Origin of the sequence: Priestia sp. TSO9 (genome assembly GCF_021029645.1) — a bacterium.
Classification (GTDB): domain Bacteria; phylum Bacillota; class Bacilli; order Bacillales; family Bacillaceae_H; genus Priestia; species Priestia megaterium_E.
The window spans coordinates 1-21226 of sequence record NZ_JAJEKD010000009.1 but is presented as its reverse complement, the minus strand read 5'-3'; the positions used below and the strand labels follow the sequence as shown (position 1 = coordinate 21226).

Here is a 21226-nt window from a genome sequence, read left to right as displayed (position 1 = left end):
CTTACGTATGCTTTCACGCACATCTTCTGTTAATTATATAGAAATTAATTCCTTGTCAGCGAGCTCCTTTTGTCAAATTGGAGATTCAACCGAAATTCATCTACTTAATAAAGCGTTAGCTGATCGGAGACAGTATCCGTTTTTCTACGGTCGAGAAGGAAACTTTGATGATTACGCTATCTTTAATGAGCCTATTCCTCATGGCGATTACGAACCTATTCCCGTTCAAACATGGAATGAAATACCTTTGATCCGCGTTAACAGAATCGATATAAAAGGTTGCTCATTCTCGTCAGTTATTCATGTTGGATCAACGTGCAATGTGTATGCAGAAGCCCGCATTAAGCATATTCGTGAACTGATCAACGATGAACCTTCACAGGAAGCTGAAGCCGGAACATCGAAAAAAGCTGCCTCAGCACCTAGCGGCAGTGAGTGAACCTTTTGAGAAACGGCTCATATACTAAACTAATATCACGAAAAAAAGGGTGTGAACCTCATGCCAGCAATAATCGGACCCGTTAGTATCACGAGCGTCGGAGGCGGTGTCGTAACGTTTGGAGATACGTTCTACGTCTCTCCAAAAAGCGCTGCTAAAACAGCCTCAGGCTCTGGTTCCTTAAATACAGGTAACTTTGTTAATACGAATAACGGCATTTCAGGAACAAATACGTTAGATCCAGATTTATTCGATCAAAATATAGCAGCAAACGCTTAAAAAAACCCCTTATCTTTGCTATTAAAGCGGATAAGGGGTTTTTTATTCACTTGGATTTTCGGCTGTTTGATTTCTTGGTTTTAGGTAATTTAGAAGAAGGCTGTTTACGAATCCATTTAATAAAAGAGCTAATTTTAGCATCAGCTTGTAATAAAGAAATCGTATTAAGACGAATGGCTAATTCATCATTTGTGTATAACGCATGAATTTGTTTATGACACGGAATACATAAGTTTGCCGTTGGTTCAAACGCTCCGCCCATTTCCTTTGGCGTTAAATGATGTACGGTCGTCAAGACATCCTGCCTTCCGCATAATTCGCATGTTCCTATCCGCCTGTCTTTTTTGTTCATATAGATTTCCTTCCCTATAAAGTTTCTACTCTTACACTAGTTCCTTTGCCAGAAGGCTCGGACGGCTCAACAATCAAACGTTTTGGCAGGCGAGCACGAAGTTCTTGTACGTGACTGATGACTCCAATTGATAAATTATTTGATTGAAGCTTTTCAAGCGCTGTAACAACGGTATCAAGAAGCTCTCCATCAAGTGTTCCAAATCCTTCATCTAAAAAGAAAAACTGCAGCGGATATTCTCCTCTTAGCTGAATTTGTGCAGATAATGAAAGGGCCAAAGCCAGCGAAGTTAAAAATGTCTCTCCACCAGATAAAGTTGAAACCGGACGTTTTACGCCTCCATTTGCATCATCTCTCATAATAAAGCCGCCTTGGGAATCAACTTCAATCGCATAGCGCTGACGTGTTAATATACCTAGACGCTCAGAAGCATCTCGGCTAACGGACATCAGCTGTTCTTCAGCAATATATTCCACGAAAGCATTTCCTTTAAATACTGTTTGAAGCTTTTGATACTGTTCAAATAACGCTTGTTTTTCTTCACGGTCCTGTTCAAGCACTAAAAATCGCTCATGCCGTTCTTTGACGCTTTTTAACGTTTGCTCAGCTGCTCCCTTGAGCTGAACCGCTTCTTTCACAGCCGCTTTTATATCATGAAGCAGCTGCTGAGTTTCTTCAAATTGGTGCTCTTCTATGGACTGGTGATTCAGCTGAATATTTAACGGTTCAATTGATGACTTCATCTGTTTTATGTTGTCCCAATAAGCCTGAACAGTTTCATCCAACAATTTCATCTCATCATGTGATAACAAAGCTTGCTGAACTTCTTTTCCTTCGCTGAATAAAGAATTCCCTACAGCTTCTTCCCATTTTTCAGCTGCTTTTTTATACTGCATATCAGCTGTTTCTAGAGATTCGCTCGCTGCTTTTTCATCCATTTGCAGCGTTTGATACGCTTTTTGAACAGTCTGCCAATGTTGATATGCCTGCTGTTCATTCGTCTCTAACTCCGCAAGTAAAAGAACTGTTTTTTGCAGCGCCTGTTCAATATCTTCTTGATCTGTAAGCGTACGCAAGCGTTCAATTTGCGAGTAAACAAGAGATTGTTTATGAGACAGCATTGCTTTTAATTCTGTAAATTCTTTTTCGCCCGCATATTTCTCTTCTTTTAGACGTTCGATTTTCTTTTGCTGCTTTTCAAAAAATACGCTACTTTTTTCAATTCGAGCCTTTATTGTCTGCTCTTCTTTTTCTCTTTCAGTCAGCCTTTCATTAATTTTTTCCATCTCTTCAAATACAAAGGAAGGATAGTCTTGTTGAAAAGCTTCTTTTCCTGCTTGTAGCGCTTGTTTTTGCTGATTTACTTTTCCTTCTAATTCAGCTTGTTCTTTTTGATAATGAGCAAGCTCTAATTCAATCTTTTCAAGACTTTGCTGGACCTTTTGTACCTGCTTGAGAATTGCCTGCTGTTTTTCACTTACCTGCAAATAATCCTGCTCAAGAGATTTGATTTCAACTTCTATTTTCTTAGCATAATGGCCAAAGGCATCTGTATCCATTTTTCCTAAAGCAGGAATTTCGCCAGCTTCGTTCATAAACTCAGCTAACTCAGGTATTTTTTCAACAAGAGGTTTAGCTAGCTGTTCAAGCTGCATTTTGAGCGACGAATAGCTAAATCGCTGTTCGCGCAACTGATTAACTTGATCTTCGAACTGATCCGCTGATTCAGTTATGACGTCATCTTCTTGTTGGTGTAATACGGGGTTAGGGTGATGCTCAGAGCCACAAACCGGACAAGGCTCACCTTGGGTCAGCTGCTCAGCTAATTGATGAGCCAGACGGCGTGACCATTCTTTTTCTTTGCGTCTTTTTAGATCGCTCATTAAACGATCTGCTTGTTGAAAAAGCTGCTGAAACTCTTTTTCCCGCTCACATACGGTGTGATACAAGCCTTGAATATCTGAAAATAACCCTTTACTTTGTTCTATTGTTTGCTGCTCTCTCTCTTGATGTGTTTGTTTTTGTGTGTGCAAATGCTTAAGCTGTTCGGCTTTTTCTTTATACGTTTTTTGACCTTCATCTAGATTTTTTTTATCGTTATTCCATACTTGATAACGATAAAATGCTTGCTGAACAGCCTGCCGATAATCAGATTGAATTTCCACTTTTGTTAATGCTTCTTTTAACTCTTTTTGAAGAGTCAAGCCTTGCTGATACCGCTTATCAGCTTCCATTAATTCATCATTTTTCGCTTGAAGTGCCTGCTGCTTTTGCTGAAGAGAAACTTCCGCTTCTTTTATTTCTTGCTGTCCTTCTTTAATTTGTTTTTGAAGATCAGAAGCTTGTTGAAGCTGTTCTTTTTGAACAACTAATTTGGGCTGCTGTTCATTTTTTTGTAAGCGAGCCTGCTCATATAAACTATTCGATCGCTTATATTCCTCACTTTTTTGAACAATTTGTGCTTTTAATTTTTCTACTTTATCTTCGTAAAGCTTTTGCTGCTTTTCAGCTTGTTCAAATGTTTCTAAATAGGGAAAAAGACGTTCTGCCTGCTGAGCTTTCGTCACCACATCTTGCTTTTGTTTAATCTCCTCTTCCTGCTTAGAAGCATGCACTAGTTTTTCTTCTAGCAGTGTTTTTTCCTGCTGCGCTTTCCAAAGAGACGCCTGCTGATCGTATCTTTCCTGCAAATCAGACGCTTCTTTTTCTCGTTTTTCCAAAAGTACAATGCTATCACTTACAAGCTGCTCGGCTTCCGCTACTTTCTCTGTTGAAGCTTCACCTAATCCCGTTTGTTCTGCCGTGATTTTATCTAGGTCTGTCTTTAGCTGCTGAACTTGATAGCGTATTTTCTTACTAAGCTGATCTCCGTACTGCTCGAGATTAAAAAGGCGCTGCAGCATTTGACGGCGCTCCGTCCCTTTTAATGATAAAAACTCTGCAAACTTTCCCTGTGGTAATACAACAGCTCTTGTAAAATCATCAATAGTTAAACCGAGAAGTTCCTGTACCTGCTGATTTACATCATTCGTTTTATCTGCTAATACGTACGTTTCATCTTCAATTTCAATCAATCGACTTGAAGCTGATTTTACACGAAGCTCATCCGTCCGTTTGAAGCTTCGTTCAACTGTGTAACGCTTTTGATGACTAGCGTTTTCCAGCTCGAACGTAAACGATACTTTCAGTTCATTTTCCCCGTGATTTAAAATTCCTTGTGTATTATTGGCTGCACGCTCTACTTTTCCGTATAAAGCTAGTGTAATGGCATCCAAAATGGAGGATTTCCCGCTTCCTGTAGGACCAAATATTCCGAAAACACCGCCTGAACACAGCGCTTCAAAATCCACAGTTTGTTTTTCTCTAAAACTGTGAAGCCCCGAAACGGTCAAGTTAATAGGTTTCATTTTTCATCCTCCTTTCCCGATACTTCTTCATCGTTAATCAAGGTTAAAAACAGTTTGACTAATTCATCATCAGGTGCCCCTCCGCCGGTTTGCCTGCTGTAAAACTTTGTAAACAGTTCTTCGATCGGCACTTCGCGCTGTGAACGTGTTTCGAGTGCTAGTTCTTCTGCTTTGAATACCGGACGGATATGAATAAAACCTGGATGAAGCTTGCGAAGACGATGGATTTCTTCTAGTGAAAGTGCATCTTCTACGTGAACTTCTAAATCAACCCATGCCTGCGTATCTTTTTGCTCATCAAGCCACGTATATACTTCTGACAATCCGTTTTTCGCTTTCCAACGTGTCAAAGGCTTTCCGCTGGATAATGGAATTTCAGTCATCTCAATCTCTTTTCCTGGCTTAGCATCTAAAATGGTAACGGACTTTGCATAGCCTGACTCTGAAAAACTATAAGCAAGAGGTGAACCGGAATATCTTGCAAGGGTGCTGGCGCGATTGATCATTTGCGGGCGATGCAAATGTCCTAATGCTACATATTGAGCATTAGCAGGTAAACTAGTTGCCGCCACCGTATAAGCTCCTCCTACTTCAATTGGACGTTCTGAGTCCGTTGAACTTCCGCCTGCTACATAAATATGACTCATGGCAATATTAACGCTATCTGTTGTGAACTGCTCACTCATTTTATCAAAAATACCTTTTACTCTGGCATCATATGAGTTTCGAAGAGCCAGCTCATCATTTTCTTCTGCTAAAAGTTCCTTTAACCTTGATTCAGATGGGTAAGGAAGAGCCGCAACCTTTAACACTTCATCTGATGTAGGAATGTGAATGCTTTCTACATCGGTAGTAGGCAAACCAAGAAGCGTAATATTTTGATGAACAGCTAATGGAGAAGCCGCCGACAGCCGATCTGGGTTGTCATGATTACCTGCAATAACAATAATCGGACGTTTTCCATTGTTGCTCAACCTAGACATACTTTCGTAAAAAAGCTGCTCTGCCGCTGCTGGAGGGTTAACCGTATCAAAGGCATCTCCCGCCATGAGAATAGCATCTATCTTTTCTTCTTCCACAATGTCTGCCAGTTCATCTAAAAACTGTGCTTGCTCAGCTAGACGGCTTCGACCTTCTAACGTTCGCCCCAAATGCCAATCCGCTGTATGTAATAAACGCATGTTACTCTCTCCTTATTGGTGAAAAAGAAGAAGACTATCGCCTTCTTCTTTTTTTATATTTTAACAGCATGTCCACCATCTAAAAAGTACAGATAGCGATGCTGAACAGGTTGTTTTACGATCCGCTCAATGGCCTTTGCGTAAAGCTCTAGCTGAATGCGGTATCTGTCAATTAGAAATGGTTTTGCCCGTTCAAAATCCCCTTGAAAACGATCCGAAATGTTATCGGTTTTAAAATCAAGTAAAACGAGGCCTTCTTCCGTTTCATACAAACAATCAATAATACCTTGCACTAAAATTGTTTCGTCTTCCTGCTCCCAATGATCATAGATTTCTTTAGCGGAAACACCTAAACTAAAAGGCATCTCTCTATAAACCGTGCGAGCCGTTCGAATACCTTGTGCAATGTCACTGTCTAAAAAGTCTGCTACATCATTTGCATCAACAGCATCCGCTTGTTCTTGCGTCAATAATTCTTTGGTAACCATTGATTGAATAAAGTCTTGAACCATTTCAAGGGTATAAGCTTTATTTAATGGAAGCTGCTGCATAACAGCATGTGTAGCTGTTCCTCTTTCAGCTCCTGTGAGAGATTTCTCTTGAAGAAACAGCGGACGATTTTCAAGAGGTGCTTTAGATCCCCGAACGAGATCGTCGCTTCCACCTGCATCCGTCAGCTGCTGCTGCCTTTTTAGTTCAGAAACAGATTGCTTCGAACGATGAACGGAAGCTACACGATAATCATAAGACCAATTTAAGCGTCTATACACTTCGTCTTTATAATCGCTCGATTCTGAAACTGGCTCATGCTTTTGAAGAGCGTTTAAAAGCTCTTCATGATGCTGCTGCTCTTCAAGAGGCTGTTCGGCTAGATCACCTGCTAATAACGTTGAAAGTTTCCAGCTTGAAGCATGCTGATGAATCATCTCAGCCGGCTGGACCGCTCCTTCAACCATGTGACTAACATGTTGGTGACGAATTAAAGAAGGTCCAATCCAGTCTAAATAACATTTTGCATCTCTTCTCACGTGAGCTGGAAGCGTCCAATCTTCATGTGCCATAACGGAGCTCCATTGTCTGAGCTTTTCTGGTGCGTCTTTTACTGTTCCAACTAAAATAAGTTTTTCTTTCGCACGCGTCAACGCTACGTATAATACCCGCATTTCCTCTGCCATGCTTTCTTTTTTCATTTTTTTCTTCATGGTCTGCTGAAGAAGAGTAGGGTACGTAATACGCAGTTTTGGATCAATATATTTAGATCCAAAACCTAGTTCTTTATCGAGTAAATATGCTTTATTCAAGTCCATTAAGTTAAACTGACGAGCAAGACCAGCTACAAAAACAACAGGAAACTCAAGACCTTTACTGCTGTGGATTGTCATCAAACGCACCACATCTTCTTGTTCTCCCAGTGCTCGAGCAGCTCCTAAATCGTTCCCTCTGTCCTGCATGCGTTCAATAAAGCGTAAAAATCGAAACAGACCTCTAAATGAAGTTGCCTCGTACTGGCGAGCGCGATCGTAAAGAGCACGTAAATTGGCTTGACGCTGTTTCCCGCCAGGAAGTCCGCCAACAAATTCAAAGAAACCCGTATCGCGGTAAATTTGCCATACCAGTTCTGACAAAGAGCTTTGTCTAGCTTGTGTTCTCCATGCTTTTAACTGCTCATAGAAATACTTTACTTTATCGCGAAGTTCTTCATCATCTGAAACCGCTAAGTACGTTTTTAACGCATCGTAATACGTTCCTTTCTTTTGCTCTGCTCTCAGTGTAGCTAACTCTTCATCTGAAAGCCCTACTACCGGTGAGCGAAGAACAGAAGCTAACGGAATGTCTTGATGCGGGTTATCTACTACTTTTAATAAAGACATCATAATCATCACTTCAGTAGCATCAAAATAACCTGTTGATAAATCGGCATAAATCGGCACGCCCTCTTGCTTAAATTCATCCATAATCTGCGCAGCCCAAGGCATGGAACGAAGCAAAATAACAAAGTCACGATACGTCACGTTTCTCATAATATCGAGCTTGCGATCATACATTTGAAAACGATTTCGAACGAGTTCTTTGATTTTGCGCGCCATTGCTCTTGCCTCTAACTGAGCCGTTTCAAGCTCTGCTTCTGAAAAAGCGACGAGAGAAGAATCCGCTTCTTCTTCTGCATTTTCTTTCGCAATTAGCAGAAGCTCCGTTTCCATTCCTTCCACTTTTGGATACGATGCTCCTAATTTTAAAGAAGCATCATCGTCATATGCAATTTCTCCTACTTCTTCATCCATCAGCTGGTTAAAAATAAAGTTTGTAGCATCAAGCACTTGAGAACGACTGCGGAAGTTTTTATTCAAATCGATACGTTTTCCGAACTGGCGACCATCTTGTGTAAAGCGCTTGTACTTTGTTAAAAATAAAAATGGCTCCGCTAAACGAAAGCGGTAAATGGATTGTTTTACATCTCCAACCATAAATAAATTCCCTTGTTCTTCACTATCTCTTGTCACTAGTTTAATCAGTGTTTCTTGAACCATATTTGTATCTTGATATTCGTCAACAAGCACCTCTTCAAACTGAGTGCGATATTTTTGGGCAATGGACGAAGGCTTAAGCACTCCATCTTCTTTTACACTCAAGATTTGCAGGCAATAATGTTCTAAATCAGAAAAGTCTACTAACCCTTTCTCTTTTTTCATATGTTCATATCGTTCACCGAAGCGCTGAACTAAAAAGATTAGCGTTTCAATAACGGGCTTCATTTTCTCAAAATCAGCCATGTAGCCATGCAAAGGCCTAGAAAACAAATCGGCATGCAGTTTTTCAAGACTTGTTTTAGCTTTTTTGCGAAGCTCTCCGAAATCATCTAAAAGCTGCGAGTCGTACGCTTCTCCTTTACATGGCTTTAAACGAGTAAAATTCAAATTCTGCATTTCCTCATGCAAATCAGCAAAAGAATGCTTAGAAGCGCTGATCAGCCGATGAATTTGAGCCAGGTCTTCCTCTGCATTAACGGCGCGAGGAGCAGGCCCTCCTGGCAGCTTTGTTAGCTCTAAGCATTGTTTTAAAATCGATTCAATGCCCATCAGCTGCGTTGTTACTTCTTGTAAAAGAAAAGATAGAAACGGAAGTGAATCAATAGAAGAGTCCTCTGTGACATCATATTGACTCACGATCATTTCAAGCCAGCCGTTTGGGTCAGGGTTAGATCTTGCAAAGTCATATAGCTTTCTTACCATAAGCTGAATATCTAAATCATTTCGGTCACTTGTATAACGATCAATTAAATCAAAGAATCGCTCGTTCTGTTCAATACTGTACTGTTCTTCAAACAATTCTTCTAATACTTCTTCACGCAGAAGATCGGCTTCCGTATCATCTGCAATCCGAAAACCAGGGTCTACATCGATCAAATAATAATACGTTCGAATGACTTCTAAACAAAAAGAATGGAGCGTAGAAATCGACGCACGGTTTAATAAATTAAGCTGTCTGCGCAAGTGCAAAGAAGATGGATTCTTTTTTAACTCTTTTTCCAATGCTTCTCCAATTCGATTTCTCATTTCGGCTGCAGAAGCATTTGTGAACGTAGCAACGAGTAATCTATCAACATCGATTGGCTCATCACCCATCGTAATCTTTTTAATAATACGTTCAACTAAAACCGCTGTTTTTCCTGAGCCAGCCGCCGCGGCTACTAATATATCTTGACCGGATGAAACAATGGCGTTCCACTGATCATCCGTCCACTGGGAGTCGGCCGGTTTTACGTGTATATCTTCACTCATCTCGTTTGGCCTCCTCTCGAATTTTATCTAAAATAACACTTTGACTCTCTGTACTAAGCTGACGATATTCGTTGTTTTCCATTGATTCATCGAACTGACAAATTGAGCGGTATTCACAAAACGCACATGGTGTTTTATCTTTTAGTTTATAAGGCGAAATATCAATTTTCCCATTTGTAATCTCTGTACCTGCCTCCAAAAATTTACCTCGCACATACTGACGGAGATGTGTAAAATCTTCTTCGCTCGCAACCGAAGAATTGGAATAAAAGCCCCCTGTCTTTTTAATGCCAGCTGATATAACCTGTGAGTGCCCTGATTCTAACGTTTCGTCCATTAACCTTACTGCTTCCTCGTCTCCTACAAGCAGTCCTTTCATTTTAAACTTCTTGAAGATTTCAGCTTCAATTTGATCAGGCTGTAATGCTTTAGTACTGTTGATCATTGGATTATGAACGTGGAAATAAAGAACGCCAGCAGGCAATGCTCCTCTATTATCATGAAGAAGCTGTTCAGCATACGTCACGACTATGTCTAAATAAGCTAAAATTTGAAGAGATAAACCGTAGTACACTTCCACTAAGTTTAATGCTTTATCGCTTGATTTATAGTCGACAATACGCAGTAAAAGTCCTTTTGAGCTTTCCGCTTTATCTACCCTGTCAATTCGGCCAACGAGTTCCATCGTATGGCCATTTGGCAGTGTGAACTGCATAGAAGGCAGCTCTGCACTAGGTCCAAAGCCAAGCTCCAATCCAACAGGAACAAAGCCGCTCATCTTAGCGTGCTCACTTAACACAAGCGACGCACGTTCAATAATTTGCTGCAGCTTATGCGTTAAATAATGGTGACGATTAGAGCTCAATAAAATCTCGTTTTGTAAGCGCGGAGCAAGTTCGTGCACCGCAGCCGTAGAAAGCTGCTGACAGTCTTTTCTCGTTAAGTTCTTCCATTCTTTTTGATCGCCGCGAAGCTCGTCTGAAATCATCTTCAGCGCCGCGTGAAATAACTCGCCTATGTCAGGAGCTGCTAATTTGAAAACTTTTCGTTCTTTAAGTTTGAGCCCATGAGAAGCAAAATGAGCGTACGGACAGGCTTCAAATTTCTCCATTCTCGATACACTTGCTTGAATATGCTTTCCATACAGACGCTGACTCGTTTTCTTTGTTAACCTTTTTGCTTCGTTTTTATAAAATAAGCTGCTTAGTACCCTCTCACTGTATGAGTTCCAATTTGGATTTTCTACATAAAAATTATATACATCCCACCAAGCCGAACTCATCGGATAATGGCGTTTCCAACCTTGCAGCTGACTGGCTAAATACGCGATGCTCGTTAAAGGATTTGTGATATAATCAACTTGCTTTTCTTCTTCTAAATCCGTAGGCTCCATCATTAACAGCTTTTCCTGCAGGAGCGGAAACAGCTCTTTTACTCGATTAATAACGAGTGAAGGCAGCAGAGTCTTCCCTTCCTCATTGGCAAGAGGATACGAAACATAAAGTTTTTCAGAAGAGCTGGAAAGTGCTAAATAAATGAGAAATTGTTCGTCAAACAACTTTTGCCTTCCAGTTGGCGCAAGTAATAAACCTGATTCAAGCAGCTGCTCTCTTTCTTTCTCAGATAACAGGCCATCGCTTTTTGGTTTAGCTGGAATCACACCGTCATTTACACCTAACACAAAGCTTGCTTTGATACCGGATAAACGCGAACGCTCGAAGCTTGCCACAACCACTTGATCCAGTGCAGGCGGAACAAGTGCAAACTGCATGCTGTCAAGCCCTGTCTCAAATAGATCTGCGAACAAAGAAATCGATACTTTCTCTTCTCCCATCATTTCAACAAACTGATCAAATAAGTGAAGAATTGCTTTCCATACCTGCTCGTGCTCTCTTGCTTCTTGAAGCTTTCCTTCTTCTTCACATCGATTGCGCAGCGCTTCTATCTTTTGTGGAATATCTAAATTCGTTAAAAAACGATAGAGCGCTTCTGCTTTTTCTTTTCCTATTTTTCCTTGTTTTAATTTTTGCTGAAGCGAATAAATAGGAGGAACAATCATATTTTTTAATTCATTTATTTTTTGCTCAAAAGCAAGCTCTTCGTCCGTTTTCCCAAGGTTCATATCTTCAAGCGAACGATATTTTCTGTAGGTAAATGGTTCCTTACTCGTCCACTTAGATCCTTGAATACCGTAAGCAAGTACGTAATTTTCTAATTCATCCATCTCTTCGCGAAGCTGGTGCACATCAGATGACAAAGGAAATAAAAGATCTGTTTTCACTGCTCGAAAGATGGTTTCATATCGCCATGACCCGCTTACCACCTCTAAGACTGAACGAATAAATTCAACGAGTGGATGATGAAACATCGCTCGCTTTTGGTCAATAAAGTACGGAATTTCATAATCTCGAAAAATGGTTTGAAGCAAGTCATGATAGTCTTCTGCATTTCTAACAATCAAAGCAATGTCACGATAGCGATAGCCCTGATCACGCACAAGCAACAGCACTTCTCTTGCAATCCCTTCTACCTCTGCTCTTCGGCTAACCGCCGGCAGCAGCTGAATGTGCTCGGGCTCTGACTGAAATTCCGGCGTTGGCCGTTCATCATAATATCGTTCTAAATAGGCAAGCTCTGGACTGTTTTGATGCCTTTTTTGTTCATTACATACGATTGGCTCTTGAATCTCTATCCCGTTTTCGGCCGCCAGGCCCATTATTTCTCGGTACGTTTCGCTCGTTAATCGAAACAAGTGCAAGTCATTTGGAATAAAATCTTGATATGAATAATCAGAAGTCACCGCTATTTTTACTTCTCTACAAACTTTCATCAGCTCTACTAATACGGTTAATTCTTGAGGAGTATAGTGATGAAATCCATCTACATAAATCGTTGCTTGAGCAAGATAGCCAGAAGACGCTACTTTTTCACTCAGCAGCTTCAAATAGTCTTCTCCATCTACATATTTCGTCATCAGCTGTTTTTCTAATTCTCCGTAAATGAGATGTAAATCATGTAATTTATCAGCAAGGACTTTCTCATCTTCTGCTTGAAGCTTTTTCTTCATCTCTTCGAGAGACGGGGCATCTACTGTGTACTGTTTAAATTCTTTAACCATTTTTTCCAGTTCTTCAATAAACCCCGCTTGTTCTGAAGAATTCGCAAACAGTCGAAGCTCTTCTTTTTGATGTTCGATAATTTTTTTAAGCATCATATGAATACCCGTTTGATCCACATGATAGCGGCTAATACCTCCCACTTCTTGCAGGATACGCCATGCAAGACGTGTAAAACTATAAACTTGAGCACGCATCATGCCTTCTAACCCAGGTGTTTGAACAAGCTCATACTCCGACTGAAATGTCATCTGTTCAGGTACAATATAAATAAGTGGATGCCCAAGCGGAGCATTTAACAGCTCTTGGCGCATGCTATTTAAAAGATATTCCGTTTTCCCGCTTCCTGAACGTCCTAATAAAAACTGTAGCCCCACGTTTTCACCCCTTCATTTTTTTCTCTATGTTTTCATCTATTTAAGTACAAAATGGATAAACGCCACGTAAACACGTGACGCAGTCGTCAAAATTTCATAGTAATAATCATCTAAATCTCTCTATCTCTCTCCTTATTATTTTACTGAACTTGCAGACAAAATTCCACTTTGCCGATATGTGAAATGCTGGATGCAACAAAAAAACTTTTCAGTAGTCAAAAGACCACTGAAAAGTTTTAGAAAAGCGAATTATTTTCTACTTTTACATCATGATTCCACCATCTACATGAAGTGTTGTACCGTTAATATAGTTGGACTCATCAGATGCTAAATACAGGTAAGCATAACCAATGTCAGAAGGCTGACCTAATCTTTGTAAAGGAATCGTGGATTTCATTTGATCAATGATTTTGTCTGGCATCGCCTTCACCATATCCGTCTCAATAAACCCGGGAGCTACAGCGTTTACATTAATTCCTTTTCGTCCCAGCTCTTTAGCCCATGTTTTTGTCATTCCTACTACGCCTGCCTTTGTCGCCGCATAGTTTGTTTGACCAACATTTCCATATACGCCAGATACCGAAGATGTGCTAATAATTTTCCCTTTACCTTGAGCAATCATATGCGGTACCACTGCTTGTGTACAGTGAAAAACGCCTGTAAGGTTTACATTGATTACCGCTTGAAAATTTTCAACTGATAATTTGGTTAGCATTCCATCTCTGGTGATACCTGCATTGTTAATTAAAATATCTATTTTAGAGTAGCGTTTCACTACTTCTTCTACCATTGCATCTACACTGTCTCGATCCGCTACGTTCACTTGAAAAAATGCTACATCTCCGCCTTCTTCTTTTAGCTGAGCTGCTCGTTCTTCTCCCGTTTTTGCATCGTAGTCAACCATAGCGACCTTTGCACCCTCTTGTGCGAATATTCGAGAGGCTTCGAACCCTAATCCATTTGCTGCACCCGTAATAATTGCCACTTTATCTTTTAATCTCATGTCACCCGCGCTATAAGACGCTTACTAACAACGATTAATCAGCAAGTCGCTTGAATCTTAGTAGCGCATTCCCCTCCTCAAAACGACGCCAAGCACGTCTTAATGATCATTCGGTGCTTTTCTAGTAATGATCCCTCTACTTACATCTTAGTAGTCAAGCTCAAAAATCATTCATATAATTTTCAAGAAAACGTTTTGAAATACATGAGGTGATAATACATGTTGAGAAAAAACATGTATATCTCTAGAAAACAAAGGGTTCATTACTTAGGTGCAACTAGGAATAGACGTCTAATTTATTCCCAGTTTTTTCTTTTATTTTAGCATATTTTTCATAATTGATAAACAAAAAACTTGTTCATTGCTGGACAGATACTCTGTATATGCATTGTTCTGTCAACCGAATAAACAGACAAATAACTTCGTTAAGAAAAATTTTAAGATCCTTTCAAAAATGCTGTTGTATCCCTATAAGAAAAGGCTTTTCTATAGTTTACAATACCCCTTTTGGCTGTATGTATAACAAAAGACTGCCTATTAAAAAGCAGTCTTTCATCACTATTTGTTATATATAAACAAACTATTTGTCATACTGTTTCACTTTAGATTTTTCATTTAATCTTCGTTCAATTTGTTTTCCAACAAGCCATAGAACAAAAATGATGACTAAAACAAGTACTGCTTTCAGAGGCTGTTTCACAAATGAAACAAAATCGGCTCCAATAAAGCTCATCATAAATATCATCACCATTTTACCGGCTAATACAGCCAGCATAAACTGAGCCATACTAACACGTGATAGGCCTGCTACTACATTAATTGCCGAAGACGGGGTAAAAGGGAAACAAAGCATAATAAACAGCGGTCCGAAACCGTGTCTTTCTACCCAAATCATAATCTTTCGAATTTGCGCATGCCGGCTGATGAAATGTAAAAACCTCGCCTGTCCATATTTTCTAAAAATCAAAAAGACAAGCAGTGATCCAACGCAGCTGCCAACCCATGAAATTAAAAAACCTAACCATAAGCCAAAAGCGGCAGCATTGGCCATTACAAACGCAAAAAGCGGCAAGATAGGGATAAACGCTTCTAAAATAGGCAACAGCAGCCCCGGAATGATTCCAAATGATTGATATTGTTTTAATAACTCGAGGACGCCGTCTAATGTCAAATAATGCTTTAATGTTTCAAAATCCATCGAATGTTCTCCTTATTTAAACAACTGTGCTACTTTTCACTTATTGTACTACTTTCCTTTACCAAACAAAAGTTTTACAGCGTTTTACCTTTCCTGTCCCTTTACGTTTACTATACAGCCTTTATTTACACACACATATTTGGTTGAGCAGCCATGCATTTTTTACTGAGACTGTTTTAAATAACGTTTAAACCAGCTTGTTAAATATTTTAGTCTTGCCGTTCGTAAATTAGGCTTACCGCTTCTAGAGAGTTCATGATTAGACTGAGGAAAACGAATAAATTCTACTTCTTTATCTTTTCTTTTCAGTGCCACATAAAGCTGTTCAGCTTGTTCAATTGGACATCTATAATCCTGTTCGCTATGCAAGATTAACAGCGGTGTTTTAACGTTCTCCGCTAAACGAAGCGGCGAGTGGCTCCAAAGTTTTTCCGGATTGTCATAAATATCAGCTTTTAATTCCCATTCGGTAAAATAATAGCCAATATCACTAACGCCGTAAAAACTTGTCCAATTTGAAATAGACCGTTGCGTCACCGCTGCTTTAAACCGATTTGTACTTCCTACAATCCAGTTTGTCATAAACCCTCCGTAGCTTCCTCCTGTTACGCCAAGCTTATCTTCATTAATATAAGAGTAGCGCTTAACTGCTTCGTCGGTTACTGCCATCAAGTCCGTATAATCCATGCCTCCGTAATCCCCTCGAACCGCATCTGTAAATGCTTGACCATATCCTCTGCCGCCTCTTGGATTAGAAAAGAGGATATTGAACCCTTTTGATGCAAGTACTTGGAATTCAAGCATAAATGTATGACCATACATAAGATGCGGACCTCCATGGATTTCTAAAATGGTTGGAGATACATCATTGGCAGCAGCAGCTTTTACTACCCAACTGTGGATATGTATACCGTCCGTAGAAGTCGCGTAAAAAGATTCTGCTTGTATGAGCTGCACATGCTTTAAAAATGAGTCATTAACGTTTGTCAGCTTCACTAATTCTTCTGTTTTTAAATTTAGAGAATAAAGATCTCCCGGATGTGTAAATGTACTGATTGCCACAATAGCTTCCTCACAATCAGGAAGAACAGATACCCCATATACGTGAGCATTATCCATAAGTACAGAGTCTAACTTTCCATTCACAGTTCCTTTATATATGCCTACAGAACCCTTTTCACTTACGACAAAATAAAATTCTTCATTACTGCCCCACATAATTCCCGCTGCGGTTCTTCCAAAGTGGAAATCTCCTGCTACCATATCTCCTATTTCTAAGTCTATACCAGCAGTGATACAAGCTGTTTTTTGGCTAGAGATCTGATAAATATATATGTCATTCATTGAAGCCGATCCGTATGTACGTTCATTTCCAATGTAAGCTATGTATGACCCATCCGGTGACCACGAAACTTGATGAAAATATCCTGTTTCCGCTGTAATAGATGTTACTTTTTTAGTATCACGATGCAAAATAAACACATCCATCGTTAGCGATAAATCCGGATTCTCTCCTCGGCTGCTGCAAAATACAATTGAGCTTGCATCAGGGGCCCAGCACCCTACAGAGTGATGATAAGGTCCATCCGTTACAAACGTCACTTCTTTATTTTTAAGTTTAACGACAGCAACTTGAGTATATTCACCTTTTAAATAACCGCTAACATCGGATTTGTACAGTAAACGTTCCACTTCATACGGCTGGGGATGTTCATGATTTTGTTCAACTCTTACAGCTTTTTCTTCTACTTTTGTGGAAAACATAATTTCGTCACTATAAGGAGACCAAACTGGATTACTAACGCCTTTTTCAAGATCTGTGAGTGCTTCTGCTTCCCCGCCTGTCGCTGCTAATAGGTAGAGCTGCACGGCTTGACTGCGATCGGATAAAAAAGCAATCCACTTGCCGTCCGGGGACCAGGCGGGAGAATGATTATTTCCTTTGTAGTACGTTAATTGCTTAGTTTCTTTCGTTTCAAGATCTAACATAAACAGCTGCGTTTCATACGCATTTTCTATTTTCTTCGTTTTTCGAACCGTATAAACTACACTTTTTCCATCTGGAGAAATCTGAGGATTATAAACAGACTTCAATTCATACAAATCCTCTATCGTTACCGTACGCTTTTTTAAATCATTCAATTTCTTCGCCCCCAAGGATTCATTTTTAAATCAAATAGTCAATCGATAGAAACGAAAATAGCGTTTCCCTCTTACTTTATCATTTCTAAAAATAAAAATCTAAAAATTTAGAAAATTAGTTGTTTTTTCTTCTTTTAATCTATATAATAATAAAAAGGGTGCAGAGGTGATGAGGTATGAACAATGAAAAATCGTACACGGAAATGATGAAGTCCCTCGCTCGCAAGAAAAAAGTAATTGATACTGTGAGTATGTTGGATGTTTATATCGAAATGGTAATTGATGAATCGCTTTTTAAGCGTCAAAAAGAACTGTTAGAAACAAACATTAACACGGCATTAGATCAACGTGATGAAATTGCTTTTTATGAGTTATCAGCACAGTACCAATCCCTGCTTCAAACATCTACTTAATATTTTAAGAACTTAATTCATGTTAATGATTTATATGTACGTTTAACAGGCAGATCCTTTCTTCTCAGGAAGAACAGCTGTCTGTTAAATCGTGTTTACTACATAAAAAAAGATTCTTACATCTGTAAGAATCTTTTTTGTTAGGATTTTTCCTATGAGTGGAAGTAACCGACCGTTCCACTCATAGATTTTTTGTTATTTATGTGCTTGAAACTGCTCTTCTTCCGTTGAACCTTTTAAAGCTGTTGTAGAGGAAGTCCCACCAGAAACTACTTGCGCCACTTCATCAAAATAACCTGTTCCTACTTCACGCTGATGTCTTGTAGCTGTATATCCATTTACTTCACTAGCAAACTCTCTTTCTTGTAACTCTGAATAAGCTGCCATTCCTCTTGTTTTATATCCTCGTGCCAGCTCAAACATGCTGTGATTTAAAGCGTGGAAGCCAGCAAGCGTAACGAATTGGAATTTGTATCCCATTTTTGCGATTTCTCTTTGGAATTTTTCAATCGTTTTCTTATCTAACTTCTTCTTCCAGTTGAAAGATGGTGAACAGTTATAAGCAAGCATTTTGCCTGGGAATTTTTCATGAATAGCATCTGCAAATTTTTGTGCTTGTTCCAAGTTTGGTTCAGACGTCTCACACCATACTAGATCAGCATACGGCGCATATGCTAAGCCACGAGCAATAGCTTGATCGATTCCGGCTCTCGTGCGATAAAAACCTTCAGCGGTGCGTTCACCTGTAATAAACTGGCGATCTACAGGATCAACATCACTTGTAATTAAATCAGCTGCATCAGCATCGGTACGAGCAATCAGAAGCGTTGGAACACCCATTACATCAGCAGCTAAACGAGCAGCAATCAAATTTTTCACAGCGGTTTGAGTTGGAAGCAATACCTTGCCGCCGAGATGACCACACTTTTTCTCAGAGGATAATTGATCTTCAAAGTGTACGGCAGATGCTCCCGACTCAATCATTCCTTTCATGAGTTCAAATACGTTTAACTGTCCTCCAAACCCTGCTTCTGCATCTGCTACAATTGGAGCAAAGTAATCGATATCCCCTTCTCCTTCTAAATGCTGAATTTGATCGGCACGCTGGAGCGCTTGATTGATTCGTTTCACAACATGCGGCACGCTGTTTGCCGGGTATAAACTTTGATCAGGATACATGTTTCCTGAAAGATTTGCATCTGCAGCTACTTGCCATCCGCTTAAGTAAATTGCTTTTAACCCTGCTTTTACCTGTTGTACTGCTTGATTCCCTGTTAAAGCTCCTAATGCATGAACGTATGGCTCTGTTTTTAATAAGTTCCAGAACTTTTCGGCTCCTCTTCTAGCAAGCGTGTGTTCAATATCAATGGACCCTCTTAGCCCAATGACTTTTTCTGCAGAATATGGACGTTCAATTCCTTTCCAACGCTCATCGCTTTTCCAGTTCTCTTCAAGGTTTTTTACACGAATGTCTTTCATTCTTTATACCCCCTAATGAATTTAAAATTCTATATTCATAAAAATATAAAACGCAGCAGTTAGAATATGTCTGTTTCATGATGAAGTAAATTAGCAGTTTGCCATAATATTAGCAAGAACGCAGATGAAATAAGTAAGTAGTTGAAGGACATGTAGTAAGACTTAGCTGAGGTGAATATACGCTGAAAATTTAGACTGCTATCTTTTCAATCACAAATAACTATTCCTCCCTATTGTTATAAAACAGTTTTTATTTTACATACGTTATTATATAACAGTACTTTCGAAAATGAAACCTCCTTTTAGAATTTTTTTCCTACCCGCAAGGAGGCTTTTCTATTAATACCTACGTATAAAAGGCTTCATATATCCTTTACTTTTTCTTATATCACTTATTCATTTCTTTCATACTTCTCAACAAATGAAATTCTTTCCAGAATTGTTGGGTGACCATATCGGAAAATCTTCACTAAATACGGCGGATTCACCTGAGATAATCCTGATTTTGTTAAGTCCTGAAATGTTTTAACAGCAGCTTGTTTATCTCCTGTTAAATCCATGGCGTACGTGTCAGATTGAAGTTCATGATGACGCGATTGCATATTTGTTAAAGGACTCACAGCAAATGTAAGAACAGAAAAAATAAGTAGAATAAGCGGTAATGAATTTAAATCACTAAGAGAAGTGACTTTTAATGTTTTTCCCCATCTCTTAATCAAAAAGCTGGCTAAATGTTTCGTTAGCCATAAACCTACAATCGATAAAACTAATGCTGAAGCAATCCCCACATAAATATGCTTCTTCACATAGTGACCCATTTCGTGCGCCATGATAAACAAAATTTCTCGTTCCGTTAATTTATTAAGAGTAGTATCCCATAACACAATTCTTGAATTAGAACCTATTCCCGTTACATATGCATTGAGAGAGTTCGTTTTTTCAGACATGTTTACTTCATATACATGCTTAGCAGGTATATGAGCTTCATCTGCTAAATGCAAAATTTTCGTCTCCAGCTCTTTATTCTTTAATGGATAAAAATCGTTGTACAACGGATCGATAACCACTGGTTGAATAAACGTCAAAAATAGCGTAAATGGAATAGATACTAGCCACGCATACAGCCACCATTTTTTTGAAAACTTACAAATGAATGCATATAACACAGCAATCACTAAAAACATGGTGGCATAGTTTACCCAAAAATCTGTAAAAAGATCTTTCATCCATCCTTGGAAAGATTGCGTCGTAATATGGTAAGCCTTTGAAAGCTTATAGCTAATCCAGTCCATAGGAAAAGAATAGATCAGCAGCAGAACAGATAACCAAAATACATAAATAGCAGTTTGGAGAAGACCGAAACGGCTAACGTCTTTAGACCACTTATTAACTTTCTTAGACACACCTAACACTAAAATTAAAATAAACCCTAGCCACTCATATGGAATTCGGATAAAAAAGAGCGCATCTCTAATTTTTGAATATTTTTCGGTCAACATAAGTTCTCGTGCATTCATAAACGTAGCCGGGTCTACGCTGGTGCCTTTTAATGATTGTGGAATAGAGGTATCACTTATATAGAATAAATACACCCAAATGCACGCTCCATACACAAGAAAAACTCCGATGGACCACCAAACAATTTTTTTCACGCATTCCCCTCCTTTTGTACAAACAGTATGCCGTTATTACTATTGTAGGTTTTTTTTCGAAATTTAGAACAAGCGTTTATAGATGGGCTATAAGAAATGCAATTTTGGGCGAGGAAATCATAGAAAAACGAAAAATAGAGTTTAGACAAAAGAATAAACTCTGTTTACAAACAAAAAAAGCAGTTTGCATATGCAAACTGCTTTTAAGATGACCCGTACGGGATTCGAACCCGTGTTACCGCCGTGAAAGGGCGGTGTCTTAACCGCTTGACCAACGGGCCAGTATGGCTCCACAGGTAGGACTCGAACCTACGACCGATCGGTTAACAGCCGATAGCTCTACCACTGAGCTACTGTGGAATATGGTGGGCCTAAGTGGACTCGAACCACCGACCTCACGCTTATCAGG

At 39.4% G+C, this 21226-nt stretch carries 13 protein-coding genes and 2 tRNA genes; 3 read left to right on the top strand and 12 right to left on the bottom strand.

What is annotated here, in order from left to right; genetic code table 11:
* The first annotated feature begins 7 nt into the window (after positions 1-7).
* Complete coding sequence (locus LJC66_RS02965; protein ID WP_050691098.1) at positions 8-439, top strand: spore germination protein GerPE; 432 nt, start codon at positions 8-10, stop codon at positions 437-439.
* 60 nt (positions 440-499) lie between these two features.
* Positions 500-718: a spore germination protein gene (locus LJC66_RS02960; RefSeq protein WP_013055353.1), complete on the top strand. Its 219-nt coding sequence runs from the start codon at positions 500-502 to the stop codon at positions 716-718.
* A gap of 46 nt (positions 719-764) precedes the next feature.
* On the opposite strand, the gene LJC66_RS02955 is transcribed toward LJC66_RS02960, so the two are convergent.
* From LJC66_RS02955 to LJC66_RS02920, 8 genes are all read right to left on the bottom strand, one after another.
* Positions 765-1070 (bottom strand): HNH endonuclease, encoded by a 306-nt coding sequence (locus tag LJC66_RS02955; RefSeq protein ID WP_230931766.1) that lies wholly within the window; start codon positions 1068-1070, stop codon positions 765-767.
* 14 nt (positions 1071-1084) lie between these two features.
* Entirely contained in the window at positions 1085-4477 is a 3393-nt protein-coding gene (locus tag LJC66_RS02950) for an SbcC/MukB-like Walker B domain-containing protein (protein ID WP_230931765.1), read from the bottom strand.
* Complete coding sequence (locus LJC66_RS02945) at positions 4474-5658, bottom strand: exonuclease SbcCD subunit D (RefSeq protein WP_195695395.1); 1185 nt, start codon at positions 5656-5658, stop codon at positions 4474-4476. The genes LJC66_RS02950 and LJC66_RS02945 overlap by 4 nt, the downstream gene beginning before the upstream one ends.
* A gap of 53 nt (positions 5659-5711) precedes the next feature.
* Complete coding sequence (gene addA / locus LJC66_RS02940; RefSeq protein ID WP_230931764.1) at positions 5712-9437, bottom strand: helicase-exonuclease AddAB subunit AddA; 3726 nt, start codon at positions 9435-9437, stop codon at positions 5712-5714.
* Entirely contained in the window at positions 9430-12930 is a 3501-nt protein-coding gene (addB, locus tag LJC66_RS02935; protein ID WP_230931763.1) for a helicase-exonuclease AddAB subunit AddB, read from the bottom strand. The genes addA and addB overlap by 8 nt, the downstream gene beginning before the upstream one ends.
* Before the next feature lie 262 nt (positions 12931-13192).
* Positions 13193-13933 (bottom strand): 3-oxoacyl-ACP reductase FabG, encoded by a 741-nt coding sequence (fabG, locus tag LJC66_RS02930; protein ID WP_013055347.1) that lies wholly within the window; start codon positions 13931-13933, stop codon positions 13193-13195.
* A gap of 580 nt (positions 13934-14513) precedes the next feature.
* The gene (locus tag LJC66_RS02925) at positions 14514-15131 is read right to left on the bottom strand and encodes a TVP38/TMEM64 family protein (RefSeq protein WP_013081701.1); all 618 of its coding nucleotides are present in this window, start codon (positions 15129-15131) and stop codon (positions 14514-14516) included.
* A 162-nt stretch (positions 15132-15293) separates the two neighbouring features.
* Positions 15294-17273, bottom strand: coding sequence for a S9 family peptidase (locus tag LJC66_RS02920; protein ID WP_230931762.1), 1980 nt, complete (start codon positions 17271-17273; stop codon positions 15294-15296).
* Between the two features lie 176 nt (positions 17274-17449).
* Here LJC66_RS02920 and LJC66_RS02915 point away from each other — a divergent pair, with 176 nt between their 5' ends.
* Positions 17450-17686 (top strand): IDEAL domain-containing protein, encoded by a 237-nt coding sequence (locus LJC66_RS02915; protein ID WP_013055344.1) that lies wholly within the window; start codon positions 17450-17452, stop codon positions 17684-17686.
* 195 nt (positions 17687-17881) lie between these two features.
* Here LJC66_RS02915 and aceA read toward each other — a convergent pair whose 3' ends face one another.
* From aceA to LJC66_RS02895, 4 genes are all read right to left on the bottom strand, one after another.
* The gene (gene aceA, locus LJC66_RS02910; protein ID WP_221813031.1) at positions 17882-19165 is read right to left on the bottom strand and encodes an isocitrate lyase; all 1284 of its coding nucleotides are present in this window, start codon (positions 19163-19165) and stop codon (positions 17882-17884) included.
* A gap of 392 nt (positions 19166-19557) precedes the next feature.
* Entirely contained in the window at positions 19558-20817 is a 1260-nt protein-coding gene (locus LJC66_RS02905; RefSeq protein WP_230931761.1) for a M48 family metallopeptidase, read from the bottom strand.
* A 209-nt stretch (positions 20818-21026) separates the two neighbouring features.
* Positions 21027-21098: transfer RNA gene (locus LJC66_RS02900), tRNA-Glu, on the bottom strand.
* 4 nt (positions 21099-21102) lie between these two features.
* A tRNA-Asn gene (locus LJC66_RS02895) sits at positions 21103-21177 on the bottom strand.
* Between the last annotated feature and the right edge of the window lie 49 nt (positions 21178-21226).

Bases quoted from the DNA above. Each gene is read 5' to 3' on its own strand.
- LJC66_RS02965 (WP_050691098.1), top strand. From the start codon at position 8: ATGCTTTCACGCACATCTTCTGTTAATTATATAGAAATTAATTCCTTG.
- LJC66_RS02915 (WP_013055344.1), top strand. From the start codon at position 17,450: ATGAACAATGAAAAATCGTACACGGAAATGATGAAGTCCCTCGCTCGC.
- aceA (WP_221813031.1), bottom strand. From the start codon at position 19,165: ATGAAAGACATTCGTGTAAAAAACCTTGAAGAGAACTGGAAAAGCGAT.
- addA (WP_230931764.1), bottom strand. From the start codon at position 9,437: ATGAGTGAAGATATACACGTAAAACCGGCCGACTCCCAGTGGACGGAT.
- LJC66_RS02925 (WP_013081701.1), bottom strand. From the start codon at position 15,131: ATGGATTTTGAAACATTAAAGCATTATTTGACATTAGACGGCGTCCTC.
- LJC66_RS02945 (WP_195695395.1), bottom strand. From the start codon at position 5,658: ATGCGTTTATTACATACAGCGGATTGGCATTTGGGGCGAACGTTAGAA.
- LJC66_RS02950 (WP_230931765.1), bottom strand. From the start codon at position 4,477: ATGAAACCTATTAACTTGACCGTTTCGGGGCTTCACAGTTTTAGAGAA.
- LJC66_RS02960 (WP_013055353.1), top strand. From the start codon at position 500: ATGCCAGCAATAATCGGACCCGTTAGTATCACGAGCGTCGGAGGCGGT.
- fabG (WP_013055347.1), bottom strand. From the start codon at position 13,933: ATGAGATTAAAAGATAAAGTGGCAATTATTACGGGTGCAGCAAATGGA.
- LJC66_RS02955 (WP_230931766.1), bottom strand. From the start codon at position 1,070: ATGAACAAAAAAGACAGGCGGATAGGAACATGCGAATTATGCGGAAGG.